The sequence below is a fragment of the Eggerthella sp. BIOML-A1 genome (assembly GCF_009875595.1).
Lineage (GTDB): Bacteria > Actinomycetota > Coriobacteriia > Coriobacteriales > Eggerthellaceae > Eggerthella > Eggerthella lenta.
Genome location: NZ_WWRZ01000007.1, coordinates 28,302 through 46,285, shown reverse-complemented (window position 1 = coordinate 46,285; position 17,984 = coordinate 28,302). Strand labels below are relative to the sequence as shown.

Annotated in this window: 11 protein-coding genes and 1 pseudogene; 11 read left to right on the top strand and 1 reads right to left on the bottom strand. The window is 66.4% G+C overall.

The genetic code is table 11. The annotated features are described in order from the left end of the window. Positions 1 to 172 precede the first annotated feature (172 nt). The 3 genes from GT590_RS10275 to fdhD all read left to right on the top strand — a co-directional run bounded on the left by GT590_RS10275 (position 173) and on the right by fdhD (position 4,465). Positions 173 to 2,902 (top strand): molybdopterin-dependent oxidoreductase, encoded by a 2,730-nt coding sequence (locus GT590_RS10275; protein ID WP_161171075.1) that lies wholly within the window; start codon positions 173 to 175, stop codon positions 2,900 to 2,902. A 15-nt stretch (positions 2,903 to 2,917) separates the two neighbouring features. Continuing rightward, positions 2,918 to 3,529, top strand: a complete 612-nt coding sequence (locus tag GT590_RS10270; protein WP_057385305.1) for a 4Fe-4S dicluster domain-containing protein — start codon at positions 2,918 to 2,920, stop codon at positions 3,527 to 3,529. Between the two features lie 90 nt (positions 3,530 to 3,619). Then, positions 3,620 to 4,465, top strand: a complete 846-nt coding sequence (gene fdhD, locus GT590_RS10265) for a formate dehydrogenase accessory sulfurtransferase FdhD (protein ID WP_161171074.1) — start codon at positions 3,620 to 3,622, stop codon at positions 4,463 to 4,465. A gap of 112 nt (positions 4,466 to 4,577) precedes the next feature. Here fdhD and GT590_RS10260 read toward each other — a convergent pair whose 3' ends face one another. Then, positions 4,578 to 6,104 (bottom strand): DEAD/DEAH box helicase, encoded by a 1,527-nt coding sequence (locus GT590_RS10260; RefSeq protein WP_015761187.1) that lies wholly within the window; start codon positions 6,102 to 6,104, stop codon positions 4,578 to 4,580. Between the two features lie 335 nt (positions 6,105 to 6,439). Between GT590_RS10260 and GT590_RS14820 the strand changes: the two are divergent. The 8 genes and pseudogenes from GT590_RS14820 to kdpB all read left to right on the top strand — a co-directional run. After that, a pseudogene (locus tag GT590_RS14820) lies at positions 6,440 to 6,823 on the top strand (diguanylate cyclase); the annotation flags it as partial. 162 nt (positions 6,824 to 6,985) lie between these two features. Next, a complete protein-coding gene (locus tag GT590_RS14590; RefSeq protein WP_161172890.1) occupies positions 6,986 to 7,780 on the top strand; it encodes an EAL domain-containing protein in 795 nt (264 codons plus the stop codon). Between the two features lie 60 nt (positions 7,781 to 7,840). Beyond that, positions 7,841 to 11,242, top strand: coding sequence for a leucine-rich repeat domain-containing protein (locus tag GT590_RS10250; RefSeq protein WP_161171072.1), 3,402 nt, complete (start codon positions 7,841 to 7,843; stop codon positions 11,240 to 11,242). Continuing rightward, positions 11,239 to 11,931: a hypothetical protein gene (locus GT590_RS10245; RefSeq protein ID WP_114552487.1), complete on the top strand. Its 693-nt coding sequence runs from the start codon at positions 11,239 to 11,241 to the stop codon at positions 11,929 to 11,931. Before GT590_RS10250 ends, GT590_RS10245 begins: the two co-directional genes overlap by 4 nt. 123 nt (positions 11,932 to 12,054) lie before the next feature. Further along, complete coding sequence (locus GT590_RS10240) at positions 12,055 to 12,612, top strand: hypothetical protein (RefSeq protein WP_161171071.1); 558 nt, start codon at positions 12,055 to 12,057, stop codon at positions 12,610 to 12,612. A gap of 144 nt (positions 12,613 to 12,756) precedes the next feature. Then, a complete protein-coding gene (locus GT590_RS10235) occupies positions 12,757 to 13,269 on the top strand; it encodes a hypothetical protein (RefSeq protein WP_161171070.1) in 513 nt (170 codons plus the stop codon). Positions 13,270 to 14,032: 763 nt separating this feature from the next. Further along, positions 14,033 to 15,808, top strand: a complete 1,776-nt coding sequence (gene kdpA, locus GT590_RS10230; protein ID WP_009609092.1) for a potassium-transporting ATPase subunit KdpA — start codon at positions 14,033 to 14,035, stop codon at positions 15,806 to 15,808. A 49-nt stretch (positions 15,809 to 15,857) separates the two neighbouring features. Beyond that, positions 15,858 to 17,984, top strand: coding sequence for a potassium-transporting ATPase subunit KdpB (gene kdpB, locus GT590_RS10225; RefSeq protein WP_161171089.1), 2,127 nt, complete (start codon positions 15,858 to 15,860; stop codon positions 17,982 to 17,984).

Genomic DNA, 17,984 nt, shown 5'->3' with positions numbered 1-17,984 from the left:
GCGCAGGCAGCGGGGCTACGCACACTCTTCTTCATGCTCAAGATAGGATAATTAAAGTGATTGACTGTCATAGAACTATAGAGTACCTTGACAGCAGACACTAAGCGGTGTCGGAGGGGACAGCCGCTGAAGTTGCGGGTGCCCTCGTAGACGAGCTGAAGGGGGTAGCACCATGAGCGAGAACGGCATGGGAATCAGCCGAAGGGGTTTTGTGGCGGGCGCGGGGGCGACTGCGCTCGGCGTAGGGCTAGCGGGCGGTATCGTCGGTTGCGCGCCAGGCGCCGAAAAGGAGTCCGAGCATACGGCGGGGGTCGAGAAAACGGCCTACGATCCGAAAGCGGGCGAGTGGATCCCCACTACCTGCAACATGTGCTTCAACAACTGCTCCATTAAAGCGCATGTCATCGACGGCGTTGTGGTAGAACTGACGGGCAATCCCGACAGCTCCATCGGCCGCGGGCATATATGCGGCAAGGGCGCGTCGGGCATCATGCAACTCTACGATCCCAACCGCATCACCAAGCCTCTGAAGCGCACGAATCCCAAGAAGGGCTTCGACGAGGATCCGGGTTGGGAGGAGATCAGCTGGGACGAGGCCTACGGGTTGGTGGACGAGCACATGAAGGCGGCTATCGAGCGCAGCGGCCCGCACGCCGTCACCGGCATGTCCATGGTGGCTAGCCAGATCGGCTCTCTGGTGCGCCATACGGCACTCGGCGTGATCTACGGCAACGCCGAAGGCAGCTGCTCCGATATCTGCGGAGCCGGGGTCCATCAGATAGAATACCTGTTCACGGGGACGGGCAATGCGCGTCCCGACTATGTCAACTGCAACTACGTCGTCCAGTTCGGCACCAATGCGGGCACGGCTACCCGTCATGGATACAACATGACCGTCGAGCCTTTCGCTGAGCGTCGCAAGAACGGTTTGCGCCACGTGGTGTTCGATCCGCATATGGGCGCTGCGGGAGAGAAAGCCGATCTCTGGGTGCCTATTCGCCCCGGCACCGATGCCGCTGCGGCGCTTGCCATCGCGTACGTGCTCGTTCACGAGGAAAACCTCATCGACATCGAGTTCCTTGCGAATCGTACCAACGGCCCTTCTCTGGTCGACCTGGATACCAAGCGCATCGTCTTCGACGAGAAGACAGGGCATTCGCTGTACATGGATTCCGACGGCGAGGCGAAGCCTTACGATCGGTGCAGCGCCCCCCAACTCGAGGGTACGTTCGAGGTGGACGGCAGGCAGTGCTCGACAGGATTCACCCTGTATAAAGAGCATCTGAAGACCTACACGCCCGAGTACCAGGAGAGCATAACCACGGTTCCCGCGGCCACTATCCGCCAGGTTGCCAAAGAGCTTGGCGAAGCGGCCTGCATCGGCCAGACCACCGAGATCGACGGCGTGACGTTGCCTTATCGCCCTGCTGCCGTCGACGCGTTTTCCGGCATCACGCGCCATAAGCACGCTTTCCATAGCTGCTGGGCCGTGTTCAGCCTGAACAACCTCATCGGTTCGACGAACTCCGTCGGCGGCTTCTGCGGTTTCGATCCCATCTGCAACGGCTGGGCCGACGACAACCCGACCATGTCGTGGCGCCCCGGTTTATGGGAGCCCGAGGGGCTCATCGACTGCGCCGGTCTGCTGCTTGCATTCCCGAACTCTTACTATAAAAAGGTGTACGAAGGCGATTACACGCCTACGACCATGGGCATGATGGAACTCCAGCCCATGTCCGACGACAACCACTTCGAGCACATTGCCCAGGCTCATCCCGACCTGTATCGCACGCAGGCCGCCGAGGTCGCTCTCTGCTATGCATGCAATCCCATCAAATGGTGGGGCAACTACGACGAACAGGCTGAAATCTTCAAGAATTACGAGTACGTTGTAGGCATCGATATGTTTCTGAACGAGTCGTCCTATTTCTACGATGTGATCTTGCCCGAATGCTGCTATCTGGAGCGCACCGAGCCGCTGCCGCATGCAGCAGGCAACCATCGTGTCATCGGCGGTTTGGAAAATCCGTGGACCGTTCCCGTGTGGCAGAAGGTCGTCGAGCCGAAGGACGGCGCGCCTTCCAGCTGGCAGCTGTTCGCAGAATTGGCAAGTCGCGCCGGAAAGAACGCCGAATTCATCGCCACGCTTAACGGCATGTTCCGCGTGAAGGACGAGTATTCGGTACCCATGGACCAGAAGCTCGACGTAGAGGCTTTCGCCGATTCCATCTTAAAATCCAACATCGACGAAGAGCACGACTTCGCATGGCTGAAAGAGCATGCTGTGTACGATCATCCTCGCACCGTTGACGAAGTGTACATCTGGGCAAACGGTGAACCTGGCCGCGTGCCGCTGTACTTCGACTTCCTGTTGGAGGCGAAGAGCAAGGTGGAGGCCAAGGTCGCCGAGCTGGGCATTCCGTGGGAGGTCGACGACTACCAGGCTCTTCCCGATTGGAAGCCCGGCTGCGGGTATGAGGTGACCGATCCTGGCTTCGACATCCTCCCCGTGTATTACACCGATGCGATCAACACCGACTCGTGGCTCATGGAGAACCCCTGGATCAACGAGATCAATGAAGAGAACCCTTACGGCTACACCATTGAGATCAACGCCGCTACGGCTCGGGCGAAAGGGTTCGCCAGCGGTGATAAGGTGAGGCTTGTCACGGTCGACGGCGTATCGGTGGAGGGCGTGCTGGCTACGTCCGAGGGCGTGCATTCCGAATGCGTGGCCGTCATCGGCGGGCACTGGGGTTCGAAGTCGGCCTATATGCCCATTGCGAAGGACAAGGGCGTTCCCGTTGTGCATCTGGTTCCCGGTCAGACCCCTGACCGCATGGATCATGTGTGCTCGGCGTTCGACCAGTGCATTCGCGTCAAGCTTGAGAAGATCGCATAAAGGGAGGAGTGAACCATGGCTTACGGAATGCTGATCGATCTGAAGAAATGCGTGGGATGCCACGCATGCGCCGTAGCGTGTAAGGAGGCGCATGGAACCCCTCCGGGTATAACGCGCTCCCATGTCAAGCGAGAGTTTGAGGGCGAGTATCCAGACGCAACGATGCATATCGTCCCCATGCTGTGCATGCATTGCGAGAATCCGCCTTGCGTCGAGGCGTGTCCGACCGAGGGCGCTACTTACAAACGCGAAGACGGCATCGTGGTGGTGGACAAGGAGAAGTGCATCGGCTGCAAATCCTGCATCATGGCTTGCCCCTACGGCGCGCGCTATTACCGCGAGAACGAGGACGGCTATTTCGGGTCCGAGCTTAACGAGTACGAAGCCGTCATGTATACCGCCATGCCGCAGGGGCGCGTTGACAAGTGCACCTTCTGCGTCGATCGTATCGATGCAGGCGGCAACGAGCCTCAGGCGTGCGTGGCTGCATGTCCGGCTGGCGCGCGCGTGTTCGGCGACTTGGAAACGCTGAAAAAGCAGGCCGAATCCGCCGCCGGCTTCCAGCTGCTTCCCGACGAAGGGGCGAATCCTTCGGTTTGGTACCTTCCCAACAAGGTGAATGCCTGATCTCGCCTTCCCTCCCTCTCCGGGCGGCGGCCTTTTCGGGGCGCCGCCCGCTCGGAGTTGCGAATGCGATCGGTTGAAAAGAGGTGCTCCATGATCCGCAGCCGTTCGTTTGCCCTTGTCGATACGGAGTCCAAGGTTTCGGCATGCACGCATATGCCTATCGTGCGGTACGAAGACGCGCGCTTTTCGAAGCGGGACGATTCGGTCATCCAGGAGGCGGAGTTGACCGTGTTCGTGAACGGCGCACGGCAGTGCGACACGACATGTTCGCCTTGGGATGTGCGCGAGCTGGTCGCAGGCAACTTGTTCTTGGCGGGTGTTGTCACGGATCCTGAGCAGGTGAGCGCTATAGACGTCGATCTGGATTCGGGTGCGGTGTCGGTGCGTGTCGATGTTGCCGGGGCTTCGCGTCGACGTCGCCGACACGTCGAAACGCTGCGCGACGGCGGGGTGGTGATTTCCGGAGTGTTCGAGCGTGGTGACGGCGGAGATCCCTCGTGCGATGCGGAAGGGTTCTTGCCGATGGAGTCCGATCTCACGCTGCAAGCGGCTCAGGTGGTCGAGCGCATGGCTCTTCTGGAGGACCGCTCGCTGCTGTTTCGGCGCACGGGCGGCGTGCACAGCGCGGTTCTGGTCGACCAGTGCGGGGTGGTTGCATGGTTCGAGGATATCGGGCGCCACAGTGCTTTGGACAAGCTGGTCGGCTGGTGCTTCTTGAACGGGGTGGATGCGTCGGATAAGATGCTCCTATTCAGCGGCCGGGTGCCGCGCGAGATCATCGTGAAGGTGATTCGTCTCGGCTGCCCTGTTGTTGCGTCTCCCGGTGCGCCCACAAGCTTGTCGATGCGTCTGGCCCAGCGTTGGGGCGTCACGCTAGTCGGATTCGCCAAGCGCGACGTCTTCAACGTGTACGCGCATCCTGAGCGCATCGTCTAGGAAGAGGTTCCCTTTCGGAAACGAAGAAGCGCCGCGCATCTTGAAACGATGCGCGGCGCTTACCTATATATATGGGAGATACGAAGTCGGATCAGCTCGCCCCGAGTGCGCCTTAGTTGTTCGCGAACCTGCTGTAGTTGTAGCCGCCGACGCCCGCCTTCTTCTTGGAGCCGTTCTGCTTGGCGGCGCCCTTCGCGTTCGGAGCGGACTTCTCGCGCTTCTTCTCGTTCATTTCGAGGCGGCGCTTCGCGTGATCCATGTTGTTGCTGCGCGGGCCGTCGGGCTTGGCGGCGCCGTCGAAGGATCGCTTGCCCTCGGCGCGCTTGCCGCGCCCGGGGCGGTTGTCCGAGCGGCCCTCGGCGCGGCTGTCCGAACGGCGCTCGAAGTCGCGCTTCTCGCCGCCGCGCTTGTCGGAGCGCTTGGCGCCCGCGGGGCGTCCGGAGCCTTTGTTGCCCTTGTAGCCGCCCTTTTTCGGAGCGCCCTTCTTGCCCTTTTCCAGCACGGTCATGTCCAGCTCGTAGGTCTCGAGCTCCATGAGGGGTACGTTCTTGCCGATGAGCTTCTCGATGTCGCTCATCGTGCGGCGCGACTCGCGCGTGACGAACGAGACCGCGAAGCCCTGTTCTCCGGCGCGGCCCGTGCGGCCGATGCGGTGCACGTAGTCCTCGGGCATGTCGGGCAGGTCGAAGTTGATGACGTGGTCCACGTCGGGCACGTCGATGCCGCGCGCCAGCACGTCGGTCGCCACGAGGATTGACGTGCGGCCGCGACGGAAGTTGTCGAGGGCGCGCTTGCGCTGGCCTTGCGACTTGTCCGAGTGGATGGATTCGGCACGGTAACCTGCGTCGCACAGTGCCTCGGCGCAATCCTCGGTGCGGTTCTTCGTGCGCGCGAACACGATCACGCGGTCGGAGCCCTTCTCCTCCAGCAGCGCCTGCAGAAGCTCGGGCTTCTTGAAATTGGCGATGGGCATCATGAACTGCTCGACCGTCTGGGCGGTCTCGCCGTTGCGGGCGATTTCCACGACGGCCGGGTCGTTCAGCAGCGAGCCCAGGTTCTTCTGGATGGAATGGTCGATCGTGGCCGAGAAGAGCAGCGTCTGGCGATCGGCGGGGGTGGCGTCTACGATGGTGGTGACGGCGGGCAGGAAGCCCATGTCAAGCATGCGGTCCGCTTCGTCCAGCACGAGGGACTTGATGCCGCCGAGGTCGACGACGCCTTTGTTCATGAGGTCGTTCAGGCGGCCGGGCGTGGCGATGAGCACGTCGGTGCCGCGTCGGATCTCGTTGATCTGGGGGCCGTAGGGCGTACCGCCGAACACGGTGGTCACGTAGTGCCCCGTCTTGCGGGTGATCTGCATGCATGTCTGCGAGATCTGCTGCGCCAGCTCACGGGTGGGGCTGACCACCAGCACGCGGGGCGCGCGCTTGCCCCTCTTGCCGCGCGGCAGGGTGCTCAGGATGGGCAGCAGGAACGCGGCGGTCTTACCCGTGCCGGTGCTGGCGGCTGCGATGAGGTCGCGGCCTTCCAGGACCAACGGGATGGCCTGCAGCTGCACAGGGGTGGGGTTCTCGTAGCCCAGGCGTTCGACGGCGGCAAGGGCAGCCTCGGACAAGCCGAGGTCGGCGAAATTCTGCATTATTCGTTTCCGTTTCTCTTCGTGCGCGCTCGATGCGCGCTTTTCGGTCGCACCCGCTCCTGCGGCGTGCATTGCGCTTGACTCGAGCCGCTTTCTGATTCGTTGGCATTGCGCGAAAAGAAACAGGAAAGAATTTCGTGTAAAGCGACTGACTATTATGCCAGCCGTCGGTGAGGAAAGTAAAGGAAAATGTAAAAATTGACTGAGAATATGTACCGAAATCCATCAAAACGGACTGTTTTTTAACGTGATCGGTAGGCTTTCAAACGTCTGCAGCCCCTTATGTTCATCTGATGTCCAAGGAGCTTCCCACTTAGAATTTACACTGCTTTACTTTGCCGTTGACGTGGGAAAACGAAAAAACTCGGGGGGGGGGGGGGGCTTCCTCTGAGCCTCGCCCGCGCCTAGCGTCCGCGGCCCCGGCCGCCTCCCCCTGCGCGCGAGACGCCCTCACCGGCCTCGAGGCGCGCCCGGGCTTCCTCGCGCATGCCGAGGCTCTTCTGATCGCTCACCCCCGCACCCGTTACGTCCTCGTCTGCGCCGACGTTGAGCGCTTCGCGGCCTACAACGCCCGCTACGGCCGCGAGGCCGGCGACGAGCTCCTGTCCTACCTCGGCGCGAGTCTCGCGCAGGCCCTGCCCCCGCGCTCGGTGGCGGGCCGGGTGGGCGCCGACCGCTTCGCCGTCCTCGCTCCCCGCTCCCTGCTCGACGAGGCGGCCCTCGCCGAGGCGCTCTCGCGCGGCCCCGCCGGGGCGCGCTGCGCCGTGCGCATGGGCACCTGCGAGGCCGGCCCGGGGTCCTCCGCCCCCGGCCCCGCCGACGCGCTCGAGCGCGCCCTGCTCGCCCTGCGCGCGGCCAAGTCCGAGCGGCGCGGCCCGCGCGTGCGCCGCTTCAGCCCGGCCATGCTGGAGGAGGCCCTGCTCTACCAGGACGCCCTCGAGGGCCTCGACGCCGCCATGGCCTCGGACGACCTGCGCCCCGCCTTCCAGCCCGTCTTCGAGTGCCCCTCGGGGCGCCTCGCCGGCGCCGAGGCGCTTTCGCGCTGGGGCGCGCCCGGCCCGGGCGCCTACGTGCCGCTCCTGGAGGAGGCCGGCCTGGCCCCCGCCCACGACCTCCACATCGTCTCGCTCGCCCTCGACTGCCTGCGCGCCTGGATAGACGCCGATCTCCCCGTGGTTCCCGTGTCGGCGAACCTGGCGCGCTCGACGCTTCTCGACCCCCTCCTCGCGCGGCGCCTCGAGGCGCTGCTGCGCGAGCGGAGGCTTCCGGCCTGCCTGCTGCACCTCGAAGTGTCCGAGGAGGCCTGGAGGCTCGATCCCGACCAGCTGCGCTGCGCGCTCATGCGCCTGCAGGCGGCGGGGTTCTCCGTGGCCGTCGACGACTTCGGCACCGCCTCCACGTCGCTGTCCGCCCTCGAGGGCGCGCCGGTGGACGTCGTCAAGCTCGACGCGTCGCTCCTCCGCGCAGATCCAGGGTGCGGCGCGGTCGTCGTGGGCGCCGCGGTGCGGCTCGTCCACGAGCTGGGGATGGTCGTGGTGGCCGAGGGCGTCGAAGACGCCTCGCAGGCGCGGTTCCTGGAGGAGGCGGGCGCCGACCTGCTCCAAGGCTACCTGTGCTCGCCCCCGCTCGACGCCGAAGCCTTCGAGGGCCTCCTTCGCGACGGGGGGGGGGGCTGAGCGCGCCCTCTGCCTCGAGCGGGGGCGCACCGAACCGACATGACCCGCAGGAGTGTGGAAATGGATAGAACGCAGCGTAAACGAAGCACGTCCAGGGGCCGCGCGGCGCGGGCCGTCGCCCGCGTCGCGTGCGCCGCGCTCGTGGCCGTCGCCCTGTGGCCGGCCCCCGCGCCCGCCGGGGAGGCCGACGCCTCCCCGATTCCGGCCGCGCGGGCCCAGGCGGCTCCGATCGTCCCGATCGCCGCCGAGACCGCGCGGTCCCCGGAGCCCGCCGCCCCGGCCGCGCCCGCTCCCGAAGCCGGCTCCGATGCCGCGGCCCCCGGCCCCGGCATGCCCGATCCCGACGCCGGCCGGCCCGACGTGCTCGGCCCCGGCGCGTCCGACGCCGTCCAGGAGGATGCCGCGCAGCGCTCCGAGGCGGACGGCCCCCTCGTGGGCGCCCCCGCGCCGCAGCTCGACGGTCCCCTCGGCGCCGACCCGCGCGCGAACGACGATCCGTTGAACTTTTCGTGGACGTTCACCGACATCGACGCTACCACCTGCAAGATAACCGGCTTTTCCGGCTCCGTTCAGCCGACCGACACGGTACACGTGCCGGCGACCAGCCCCGCGGGCAAGAAGGTCGTCGAGATCGCCCGCGGGAGCTCGGTCCAGAACACGTACTCGAACCTGAAGTGCAACATCGACTTCTCCCAGGCGACCAACCTGCAGACCATATCGACGAGCGCCTTTCAGATGCAGAACGAATACGAGCAGCGAGGACCGAAGGGCGTCATCGACCTGTCCAAGTGCACGAGCCTCACCACGATCGGCCCGAATGCCTTCGTCAGCTGCGGGGAGATCACGAGCCTTGTCCTTCCCCCCGCCTTCGAGACCGTGGGCTCGAAGGCGTTTTACAACTGCAAGAAGCTCGCGGGCGAGCTCGCGCTGCCGTCATCCCTCAAAGGGGTGAACGAGAGCGCGTTCGCCGGCGGCACGAGGGATGGCGTCAGCCTGGCCCCGAAGCTCACCTCCCTTCTCGGCCTCGAGAACACGAAGCTCGCCACGGTCGGCGTCGACGCGTTCAAAGGCAACATGATCGGCGGCGCGCTCACGTTCCCGGTGACCCTGGACTCGGTGGGAGCTTCGGCGTTCCAGAACAATCTGATCACGAAGGTGTCTTTCCTGAACACGACGGTCGACAAGATCGTCTTGGGCAGCAGCTGCTTCCAGAATAACAAGATAAAGATCAACCCCCTCACCCAGGGGGTGAGGTTCGGCATGGCCGACTACGCGTTCGCGGACAACAGTCTGACGGGTGAGTTCTCCTTCGAGGACGAGAACGTCCCAGCCCCCGCGAGGGGCGTGATCTCGGGCAACCCGGGCGTGACGAAGGTGATCATCTCGAAGTTCTGGGGGTTCATCCCCGGCGACGCGTTCAAGGGCCTGGCGGGCTTGAAGGAGGTCGTCATCCCTGCGAACAGCAAGTTCACGCGCGTCGGGGCCGGCGCCTTCCAGGATTGCATCTCCCTCGGGGGCATCGACTTCGGGCAGACCTCCTTGGCGGACGGCTCCGCGAGCGATCCCGCAATCGGGGAGAACGCCTTCAAGGGCTGCACGTCGCTGAAATCGGTCATGATGGGGGAGGGCTCCTACAGCGGGGTGCCGTCGGCGACCGTCACGCTCGGCGCTGGCGCGTTCGAGAATTGCGTCGCGCTCTCGATCATCAAGATGCCCGAGGCGGTCAGCGCCGGCGGGGTGATCCTCAACGTCAAGATCGGCGCGCGCGCCTTCAAGGGCACGAACCTCGGCGCGTTGCCGGATCCGCAGACCGGCCAACCCATGGGCTACCTGCCCCTCGACAAGTACCGGGTCCAGACGATCGGCGCGAGCGCCTTCGAGAACGCGAACATCTCGGACGTGAGGCTGCCCTCCACGCTGCGCTCCGTGGGCGAGAAAGCTTTCGCGGGCAACCACATCCCCTACCTGGAGCTGCCGAACAACGCGGCGCTTGACACGGGCGTCGGCGCGAACGTGCTGGCCGACCAGACGCTCCCCAAGGGCACGGCGATGTACGAGGGCACCAGCGATACGGTGGGCGACGTGCGCCTCGACGCGCTCGAGTCCGGCTACGGCATCCCCGTCTCTCACCTGATCTCGGTCGCCCTCAAGCTCGTGGACGGCTCCACGGAGGATCCGAGCAACACCGACTGGCAGACCAGCGGGAGGGCGACGTTCAAGGATGATTCGCTCAGAGCCTCGGGCACGCGGTTCTCCTACGGCATGAACGTATACCGCCAGGGGAGCTCGACCCCCGTGTCCGCCGGCAGCATGATCCTCGGCGAGGTGGAGGAGGGCGTTCCCTGCGAGTTCCTTTTCTACAACGACGAGGGCTACTCCGACCGCAGGGACTCCCACCTCCAGTGGGTGCCCTCCGGCTCCTCGCCCCAAGAGATCCTGCACGGCGTGCCGAACTACGGCCTCGACAGGCCCGGCTACCACACCGACCCCCAGGCCTACGACGCGGCAAGGAAGTCCGGATGGAGGAAGAGCAGCGGGGACAAGGCGCCCGTCGTCCCCAAGGACGTCGTCGTCAACGCGGGAGAGAACCCCTCGTACTCGAACCGCTGGATCGCGAACTCCTACTCCGTGTCCTTCGACGACGGCTGGGACGCCATGGTGGCGAAGGACGGGCGCCTTGGCATGCCCGACCCGGCCGATCCGGACAAGATCGTCCGCAACACCGCCTACGTGTCGGGGACGATGGACCCCGTCGGGAGCCTGTCCTACGGCGCGCCCGCCGACCTGCCCGGGAACGCGTTCACGATGGGCGGCTACGAGTTCGACGGCTGGACGACCTCGCCGGACCTCGCCGTCGGCGACCGCAAGCAGGGCTCCAACTACTTCGCCGCCGGCACTCCGATCTCCACGCCCGACCCGGCCCCCGCCGACGGCGGCGCGCTGACGCTGTTCGCGCAGTGGAAGGCGGTCGACTACGGCGCGGACGACCCGGCCCTCCTGGGCTTCCTCTCCATTCCGAGCTCCCTGTCCCTGGAGCCCTACGGCGACAGGGTCTGGTCCGAGCCCTCGGACCCCGCCGCCCCGGCGGGCGACCACAGCGTGGTCGTGGCCGCCGCCCCCGAGCTGCCGGGCGCGACCTGGCCGGTCGGCCAGGCCTACCGGGTGTCGGTGACGAGGCCCTCCGCGGGCGCGCCGCTGCTGTCGCTCTCGCTCCCCGGAGGCGGAGGGGCTCGGGGCTTCGAGGTGCTCGACGCCTCGGGCACGGTCTACGACCCCGGGGACGGCTCCGCGCCCGCGCCGCTCATGGTGATCGACCCGCACGATCCGGCCGCCGGCAGCGGGTCGTTCTCCCTGAGGAGCGTCGACCCGGTCGGCTCGTTCCTCGCCAACGCCCGCTACTCCGGGACCATGGAGTTCCGGGTCGACATCGTGTCCGCGACGACCAGGGAGGTGGCGCCGTGATCGCCCCGCGCCCGCTGCGGCCGGCCCGCGCGGCCGTCCTCGCCCTCGCCGTGCTCGCCCTCGCCCTCGCCGCTCCGGCGGCGCCGGGTGCGCCGCGCGCCCATGCCGAGGGGCGCTCGGGCACCGCGCTCGTCGAGTACGCTCCGCGCTCCCTCGCCGTCCCCTTGTCGGCAGCCGGCCCCGGGCGGTTGGAACTCGTCGACGCGTCCGGCTCCGTCGCGCTCTCCGTGCGCGGCGGGACCGTCCTCGCCGAGGCCCCCGAGGGCGGCGAGCTCTCGCTGCGGGCCGTGCCCGACGAGGGGGCCTATCTCGCGTCCTTGCGCGTCGGCGGCCGCGATGCCTCCCCGGCTGCGGACGGCTCGCTCTCGCTCTCGGCCGAGGAGGCGGCGGGCGGGGTGGAGGCCGCGTTCGCCGGCGGGGCGCCCCCGGTCGCGGGCGGGCCGGCCGCCTGGGTCGGCGGCCTGACGCGCACGGGCGACGCGCTGCCCTGGGCCGCGCCGCTCGCGCTCGCCCTGGCGACGCTGTCCGCCCTGGCGGCGGCCGCCCTCGCCCGACGCGCGAACGCCCCGGTCCCGGCAGCCGCCGGCCCGTCCGGTCCGGAGGCGGCCGACGGCTCTGGAACCTCGCCCCTTGAGGGGCCGCCGGGCCGGGTCGAGGGGGCGGGCTCGATGGACGACGACGGGCGCTGAGCGCCCGCTTGAGGTCCTTCTCGCGCGAGAGCGCGTGGACATAGAAGGAAGGGCCGGCCGAAGGCCGACCCCGGAAGCAAGCAAGCAGTGCGCGCCCGAGGGCGCGCGAGAGAGAGGAAGAATATGGATGTCAAGATGAACCGCAACATGGGACGTGTGCTCCTGGCGACGGCGTGCGCCGCCGCCCTGACCGTCGGGACCGCCGTTCCGGCGTTCGCCGTGAACCAGAGCGGCACCACGAGCGTGACCTACTCGTCCTCCCAGCAGGTGCCCGGCACCAACGGCTGGGGCTTCGAGATCCCGACCTCCATCCCCTTCGGCACCAACAAGGACACGACCGTGGACGCGTCGGTGAACCTGTACAACACGACCCCCGGCGGCTCGGTCGGCCAGATCGATAAGCTGCCGGCGGGCGGCGCGAAGCTCTACCTGGAGTCGGCCAACGGCTTCCAGCTCCAGAAGGGCACCGAGGACCCGGTCGACTACGAGATCGCCTACACGGGCGCCGGGGTGACCAAGGCCAAGTTCGACAAGACGGTCACGGCCAAGGCCGCGATCGGCACGTTCGACAAGACCAACCCCTCAGCGGCGGGCGTAGCCAAGCGCACGGGCGACGCCAAGGAGGGCGGCGCGCACACCGACACCCTCACCTTCAGCTACGAGGACACGACGGGCGCCTAGGCTCGACGCGCCCCGGGGCCGCCGCCGCTGACGCGGCGGGCCCTCGAGTCCCCTGCAGCGCCAGCGCGCCGACGGGGGCTCGCGCCAGCGCCCCCCGGCTCCCCGGGGGCGCCCTGTCCACCGAGCCGGAAAGGCGGAACCACCTTGCTGCAAGAAGCCCTTGAGACCGTGCGGCGACGCAGGCGCCGCCGGCGTATCCTCGCCGTCGTCCTCGTCCTCCTCGCGCTCGTCCTCGCCGCCGCTGCGGCGTTCCTCCTCCTGAGGCCCGCGCCGGGTCCTGTGGTGGATCCTGCGGCGGTCGACTACTCCATCCCGGGCTACGACAACCCCGACGGCTCCGAGCGGGGCCGCATACGCGTGCCCACGTACTCGGCCTGGACCATGGAGGCGGGCTCCGACACCGTGGAGGTGCCCCTCGTCAACACCGAGGGCAACCCCTGCTACATGAAGTTCGCCGTGAAGCTCAAGGACTCCGGCGAGGTGCTCTACGAGTCCGAGCTGGTGCCGCCGGGCAAGGCCGTTCCCGAGATTCGCCTGAACCGCCCGCTGGAGGCGGGAACCTACCCCGTCGCGGTGGAGATATCGACCTTCAGCCTGGACGATCCTACCCAGCCCCTCAACGGAGCCCAGATGGGAACCGAGATCACGGCATCGTAGGGCGCTCCCGGGAGCCCGTTTTCTTCCCACGTTCCGCCTTGATATCCTTCCCGTGTCGCGTTTCGACGAACATCAGGGAGCAACCCCCCGGTTGGCGCGCGGGTTCCCAATCCCCGGTCCTTGGCTGCCGTCGTGCCGCCCGTCCGGCTCGTGGGGCGGCGCGCATCCCGGTCAGCCGGGATGTTTCACGTGAAACATCCGTACGCGTTGGAGGGGGGGCGCAGGATGGGACCCGCGCCGGCGAGCGCCCTGCGACGGATCGTTTCCCTGCGCATGGAAGAGAATGCGCGCTATGCACGATTCTTCTCCCTCGCCATTTCTTCCGACCTGGGGTTTCCCTCCTCGCCTCCGTCGGCAGGCCCCGATAATCGTGCATAGCGTGCGTTCTCTGCCGCCCCGCTTCCCGGCCTTCTGCGGGCGATGCCGGCGCGAGCCCGTTCGGGCCGAACGCGGCGGCCGGCCCCCTCGGCTGGCGCCCCCCCCGACTGGCGCGGCCTCCCCGACCCCCCCCGGACTGGCGCGCGGCCCCTCCCGGCCGACCTCCGTCTTAACCTCATCTTAACGCCCGCATCCTCCATCTTTACGCCGCGCTCATGCGGTTCTTCCTATGCTGGGTTCGTGGCGGTGCTGTCGTATGCGCCGCCACGCAAAAGGACCGATAGGAAAGGATCGAGATGGAATTCGTAGCAGGCTTCGTAGGAGGGTTGAGCATCTTCCTTGCGCTCTACCTGTTCTACAAGCTTCTCAGGGGCGGTGACGAACGGTGATAGACGAGCTGTTCGAATACGGCGTGTACCTGGCGCTGCTGGTGGCTTTGGCCATCCCGCTGAGCGCGTACCTCAACAAGGTCATGGCCGGTCAGAAGACCGTGCTCTCGCGGGTGCTGGTTCCGGTGGAGAACGCGGTCTACCGCTGCATCCGCGTAGACAAGTCCGAGGACATGGGGTGGAAGCGCTACCTTGTGAGTGCGTTCGCGTTTTCGGCGATCTGCCTGGTCGGGCTGTTCGCCATTCTCATGCTGCAAGGCCTGTTGCCGCTCAACCCCGAAGGGATTCCCGGGATGTCCTGGGATCTCGCGTTCAACACCGCCGTCAGCTTCGTGACGAACACGAACTGGCAGGCGTACAGCGGCGAGAGCGCGCTCAGCTACTTCTCCCAGGCGATCGGCCTGACGGTGCAGAACTTCGTCACGCCCGCCGTGGGCTTGGGCGTTTTGTTCGCGCTGTTCCGCGGCATCGTGAGCGAAGGGAATCCGGGCCTCGGAAACTTCTGGGTCGATGTGACGCGCGCGGTGCTGTTCGTGCTCATCCCGCTGTCGCTTGTGGTGACGATGATCGACGTGCAGCAGGGCTCGCCGCAGAATTTCAACGAGTACGAGACGGTGCAGCTGCTGGAGCCGGTCGGCGTGACCGCTGATGGCAGCATCGTCGATGCCGACGATCCGGCCGCCGTGGAAACCATCGACCAGGCGACAGTGCCGATGGGCCCGCAGGCCAGCCAGGTCGCCATCAAGCAGCTGGGCACGAACGGCGGCGGCTACAACGGCGTGAACTCGGCTAGCGCGCTCGAGAACCCCACGCCCCTCACCAACCTGGTGCAATGCCTGTCGCTGCTGCTCATCCCCGTGGCGTGCGTGTTCAGCTTCGGCCGCTTCGTCATGGATCGCCGCCAGGGGCGCGCCGTGTTCGCGGCCATGTTCATCTTGCTGGTAGGCGCGCTCGTGGCCATCGCGGTGTTCGAGCAGATGGGCACGCCCCAGCTGGCGGCCGACGGGCAGGTGTACATGGGCGCCAGCGGGCAATCCGGCGGCAACATGGAAGGCAAGGAGACGCGCTTCGGCGTGACCGACTCGTCGCTGTGGGCCGCGTTCACCACGGCCGCCTCGAACGGTTCGGTCAACGCCATGCACGACAGCTTCACGCCTATCGGCGGCATGGTGCCCATCGTGTTGATGGCGCTGGGAGAGGTGGTGTTCGGAGGCGTCGGCTGCGGCTTGTACGGCATGCTGGGCTTCGTCATCCTCACGGTGTTCATCGCCGGGCTCATGGTGGGCCGCACGCCCGAGTACCTGGGCAAGAAAATCGGCCCGAAGGAGATGCGCATGGCCGTGATCCTGTGCATCACCACGCCGCTGCTCATCCTAGTCGGCGCGGGCATCATGAGCCTCGACCCGGCAACGGCGAACAGCCTGAACAATCCCGGCGTGCACGGGTTCTCGGAAGTGCTGTACGCGGCCACGTCCGCAGGAGGCAACAACGGTTCGGCCTTCGCGGGATTCAACGGCAACACGCCTCTGATCAACCTGGTGTTGGGATTCGAGATGCTGGCGAACCGCTTCATCCCCATCGCGGCGGTGTGCGTGCTGGCCGGCAGCCTGGCCGTGCGTCCCAAGGTGGCGACGAGTGCCGGCACGCTGTCCACCAGCAATGCGCTGTTCGTGTTCCTGCTCGTGCTCATGGTGCTGCTGATCGGCGCGCTCACGATGTTCCCCGCGCTTGCGCTGGGTCCCGTGGCCGAACAGCTGATGATGGTGCTCTAGGAAGGCGGGCGAAAGAAAGATGACGACTACTGCAATGAACGAAACTCCTATGGGCGCAAGCCCGCAAGGTGGCAAGCTCGCCGGGCGCAAGGCGTCGATGAGCGCGTTGGCCAAGCGCGCCGTGATCGACTCGTTCGCGAAGCTCACGCCGCGCGAGCAGGCGAAGAACCCGGTCATGCTCATGGTGTATATTTCGGCTATCCTGACGCTCGGCCTGTTCGCGCTGTCGCTGTTCGGCATCGCCGATGCGCATCCCGCTTTCATCTTCGCCGTATCGGCGGTTCTGTGGCTCACGGTGCTGTTCGCGAACTTCGCGGAGGCGCTCGCCGAGGGACGCGGCAAAGCTCAAGCCGACTCGTTGCGCGCCGCGAAGCGCGACATCGATGCCCACAAGTTGAACGAAGGCCTCGTGGCCAAAGGCACCCATGCGGACGACCCGGCCGAGTTCTTCCGGCTCAACGCCGAGGAGGTGAGTTCGGCCGTCCTCAAGAAGAAGGACCTGTTCTACGTTGCGGCGAACGAGCAGATTCCCGCCGACGGCGAAATAGTCATGGGAGCTGCGTCGGTTGACGAAAGCGCCATCACGGGCGAGTCCGCCCCGGTCATCCGCGAGGCCGGCGGCGATCGCTCGGCCGTCACCGGAGGCACCACAGTGCTGTCCGACTGGCTGGTGGTGCGCGTGACGGCCGATGCCGGTCACAGCTTCCTCGACCAGATGATCGCCATGGTGGAATCGGCCGCGCGTAAGAAGACGCCGAACGAGATCGCGCTCGAGATCCTGCTCATCGCGCTGACCATCGTGTTCTTGGTCGTGTCCGTGTCGCTGTTCGCGTTCAGCAGGTTCGGCGCCAGCCAGGAGGGCATCGCGAACCCCACCACCATCGCCTCGCTCGTCGCGCTGTTCGTGTGTTTGGCGCCTACCACCATCGGCGCGCTGCTCAGCGCCATCGGCATCGCCGGCATGAGCCGCCTCAACCAGGCGAACGTGCTGGCCATGAGCGGCCGCGCCGTGGAGGCGGCGGGCGACGTGGACGTGCTGCTGCTGGACAAGACGGGCACCATCACGCTGGGCAACCGCCAGGCGGCCGAGTTCATCCCGGTCGACGGCGCAAGCGAGCGCGAGGTTGCCGACGCGGCGCAACTGGCAAGCCTCACCGACGAGACGCCGGAGGGCCGCAGCATCGTGGTGCTGGCGAAGGAGCTGTTCGGCATCCGCGCCCGCGTGCTGGAAGGGTCGGGCATGACGACCATCCCGTTCACGGCGCAGACGCGCATGAGCGGCGTGGACTTCGAGGGCCACGAGATTCGGAAGGGGGCGGCCGATGCCGTCAAGAGTTATGTGGAGTCGTGCGGCGGCACGTACAGCGCTCAGTGCGCCGCGGCGGTTGAGCATGTCTCGCGCGCAGGCGGCACTCCGCTGCTTGTTGCTCGCGATCATCGTATTCTGGGCGTCGTCTATCTGAAGGACATCGTCAAGCATGGCATCAAGGAGAATTTCGCCGACTTGCGCACGATGGGCATCAAAACCGTCATGATCACGGGCGACAACCCGCTGACGGCCGCCGCCATCGCCGCCGAGGCCGGCGTGGACGATTTCATCGCCGAGGCCACGCCCGAGACGAAGCTTGCCGCCATCCGGCAGTACCAGGCCGAGGGACACATGGTGGCCATGACGGGCGACGGCACGAACGACGCGCCGGCGCTCGCGCAGGCCGACGTGGCCGTGGCCATGAACAGCGGCACCCAGGCGGCGAAAGAGGCCGGCAACATGGTGGACCTCGATTCCAGCCCCACGAAGCTCATCGACATCGTGCGCATCGGCAAGCAGCTGCTCATGACGCGCGGCAGCCTGACCACGTTCTCCATCGCCAACGACGTGGCGAAGTACTTCGCCATCATCCCGGCGTTGTTCGTGCCGTTGTACCCCGCGCTCGAGGCGCTCAACATCATGCGCCTGACCAGCCCCACCACCGCCATCTTGGCGGCCGTCATATACAACGCGCTCATCATCGTGGCGCTCATCCCGTTGGCTCTTAAAGGCGCGAAGTACCGCGAGGCCACGTCCCAGAGCCTGCTCAAGCGCAACCTGGCCGTGTACGGCCTGGGCGGCATCGTCTTGCCGTTCGCCGCCATCAAACTGCTGGACATGGGCCTGACGGCGCTGGGCGTCGCGTAG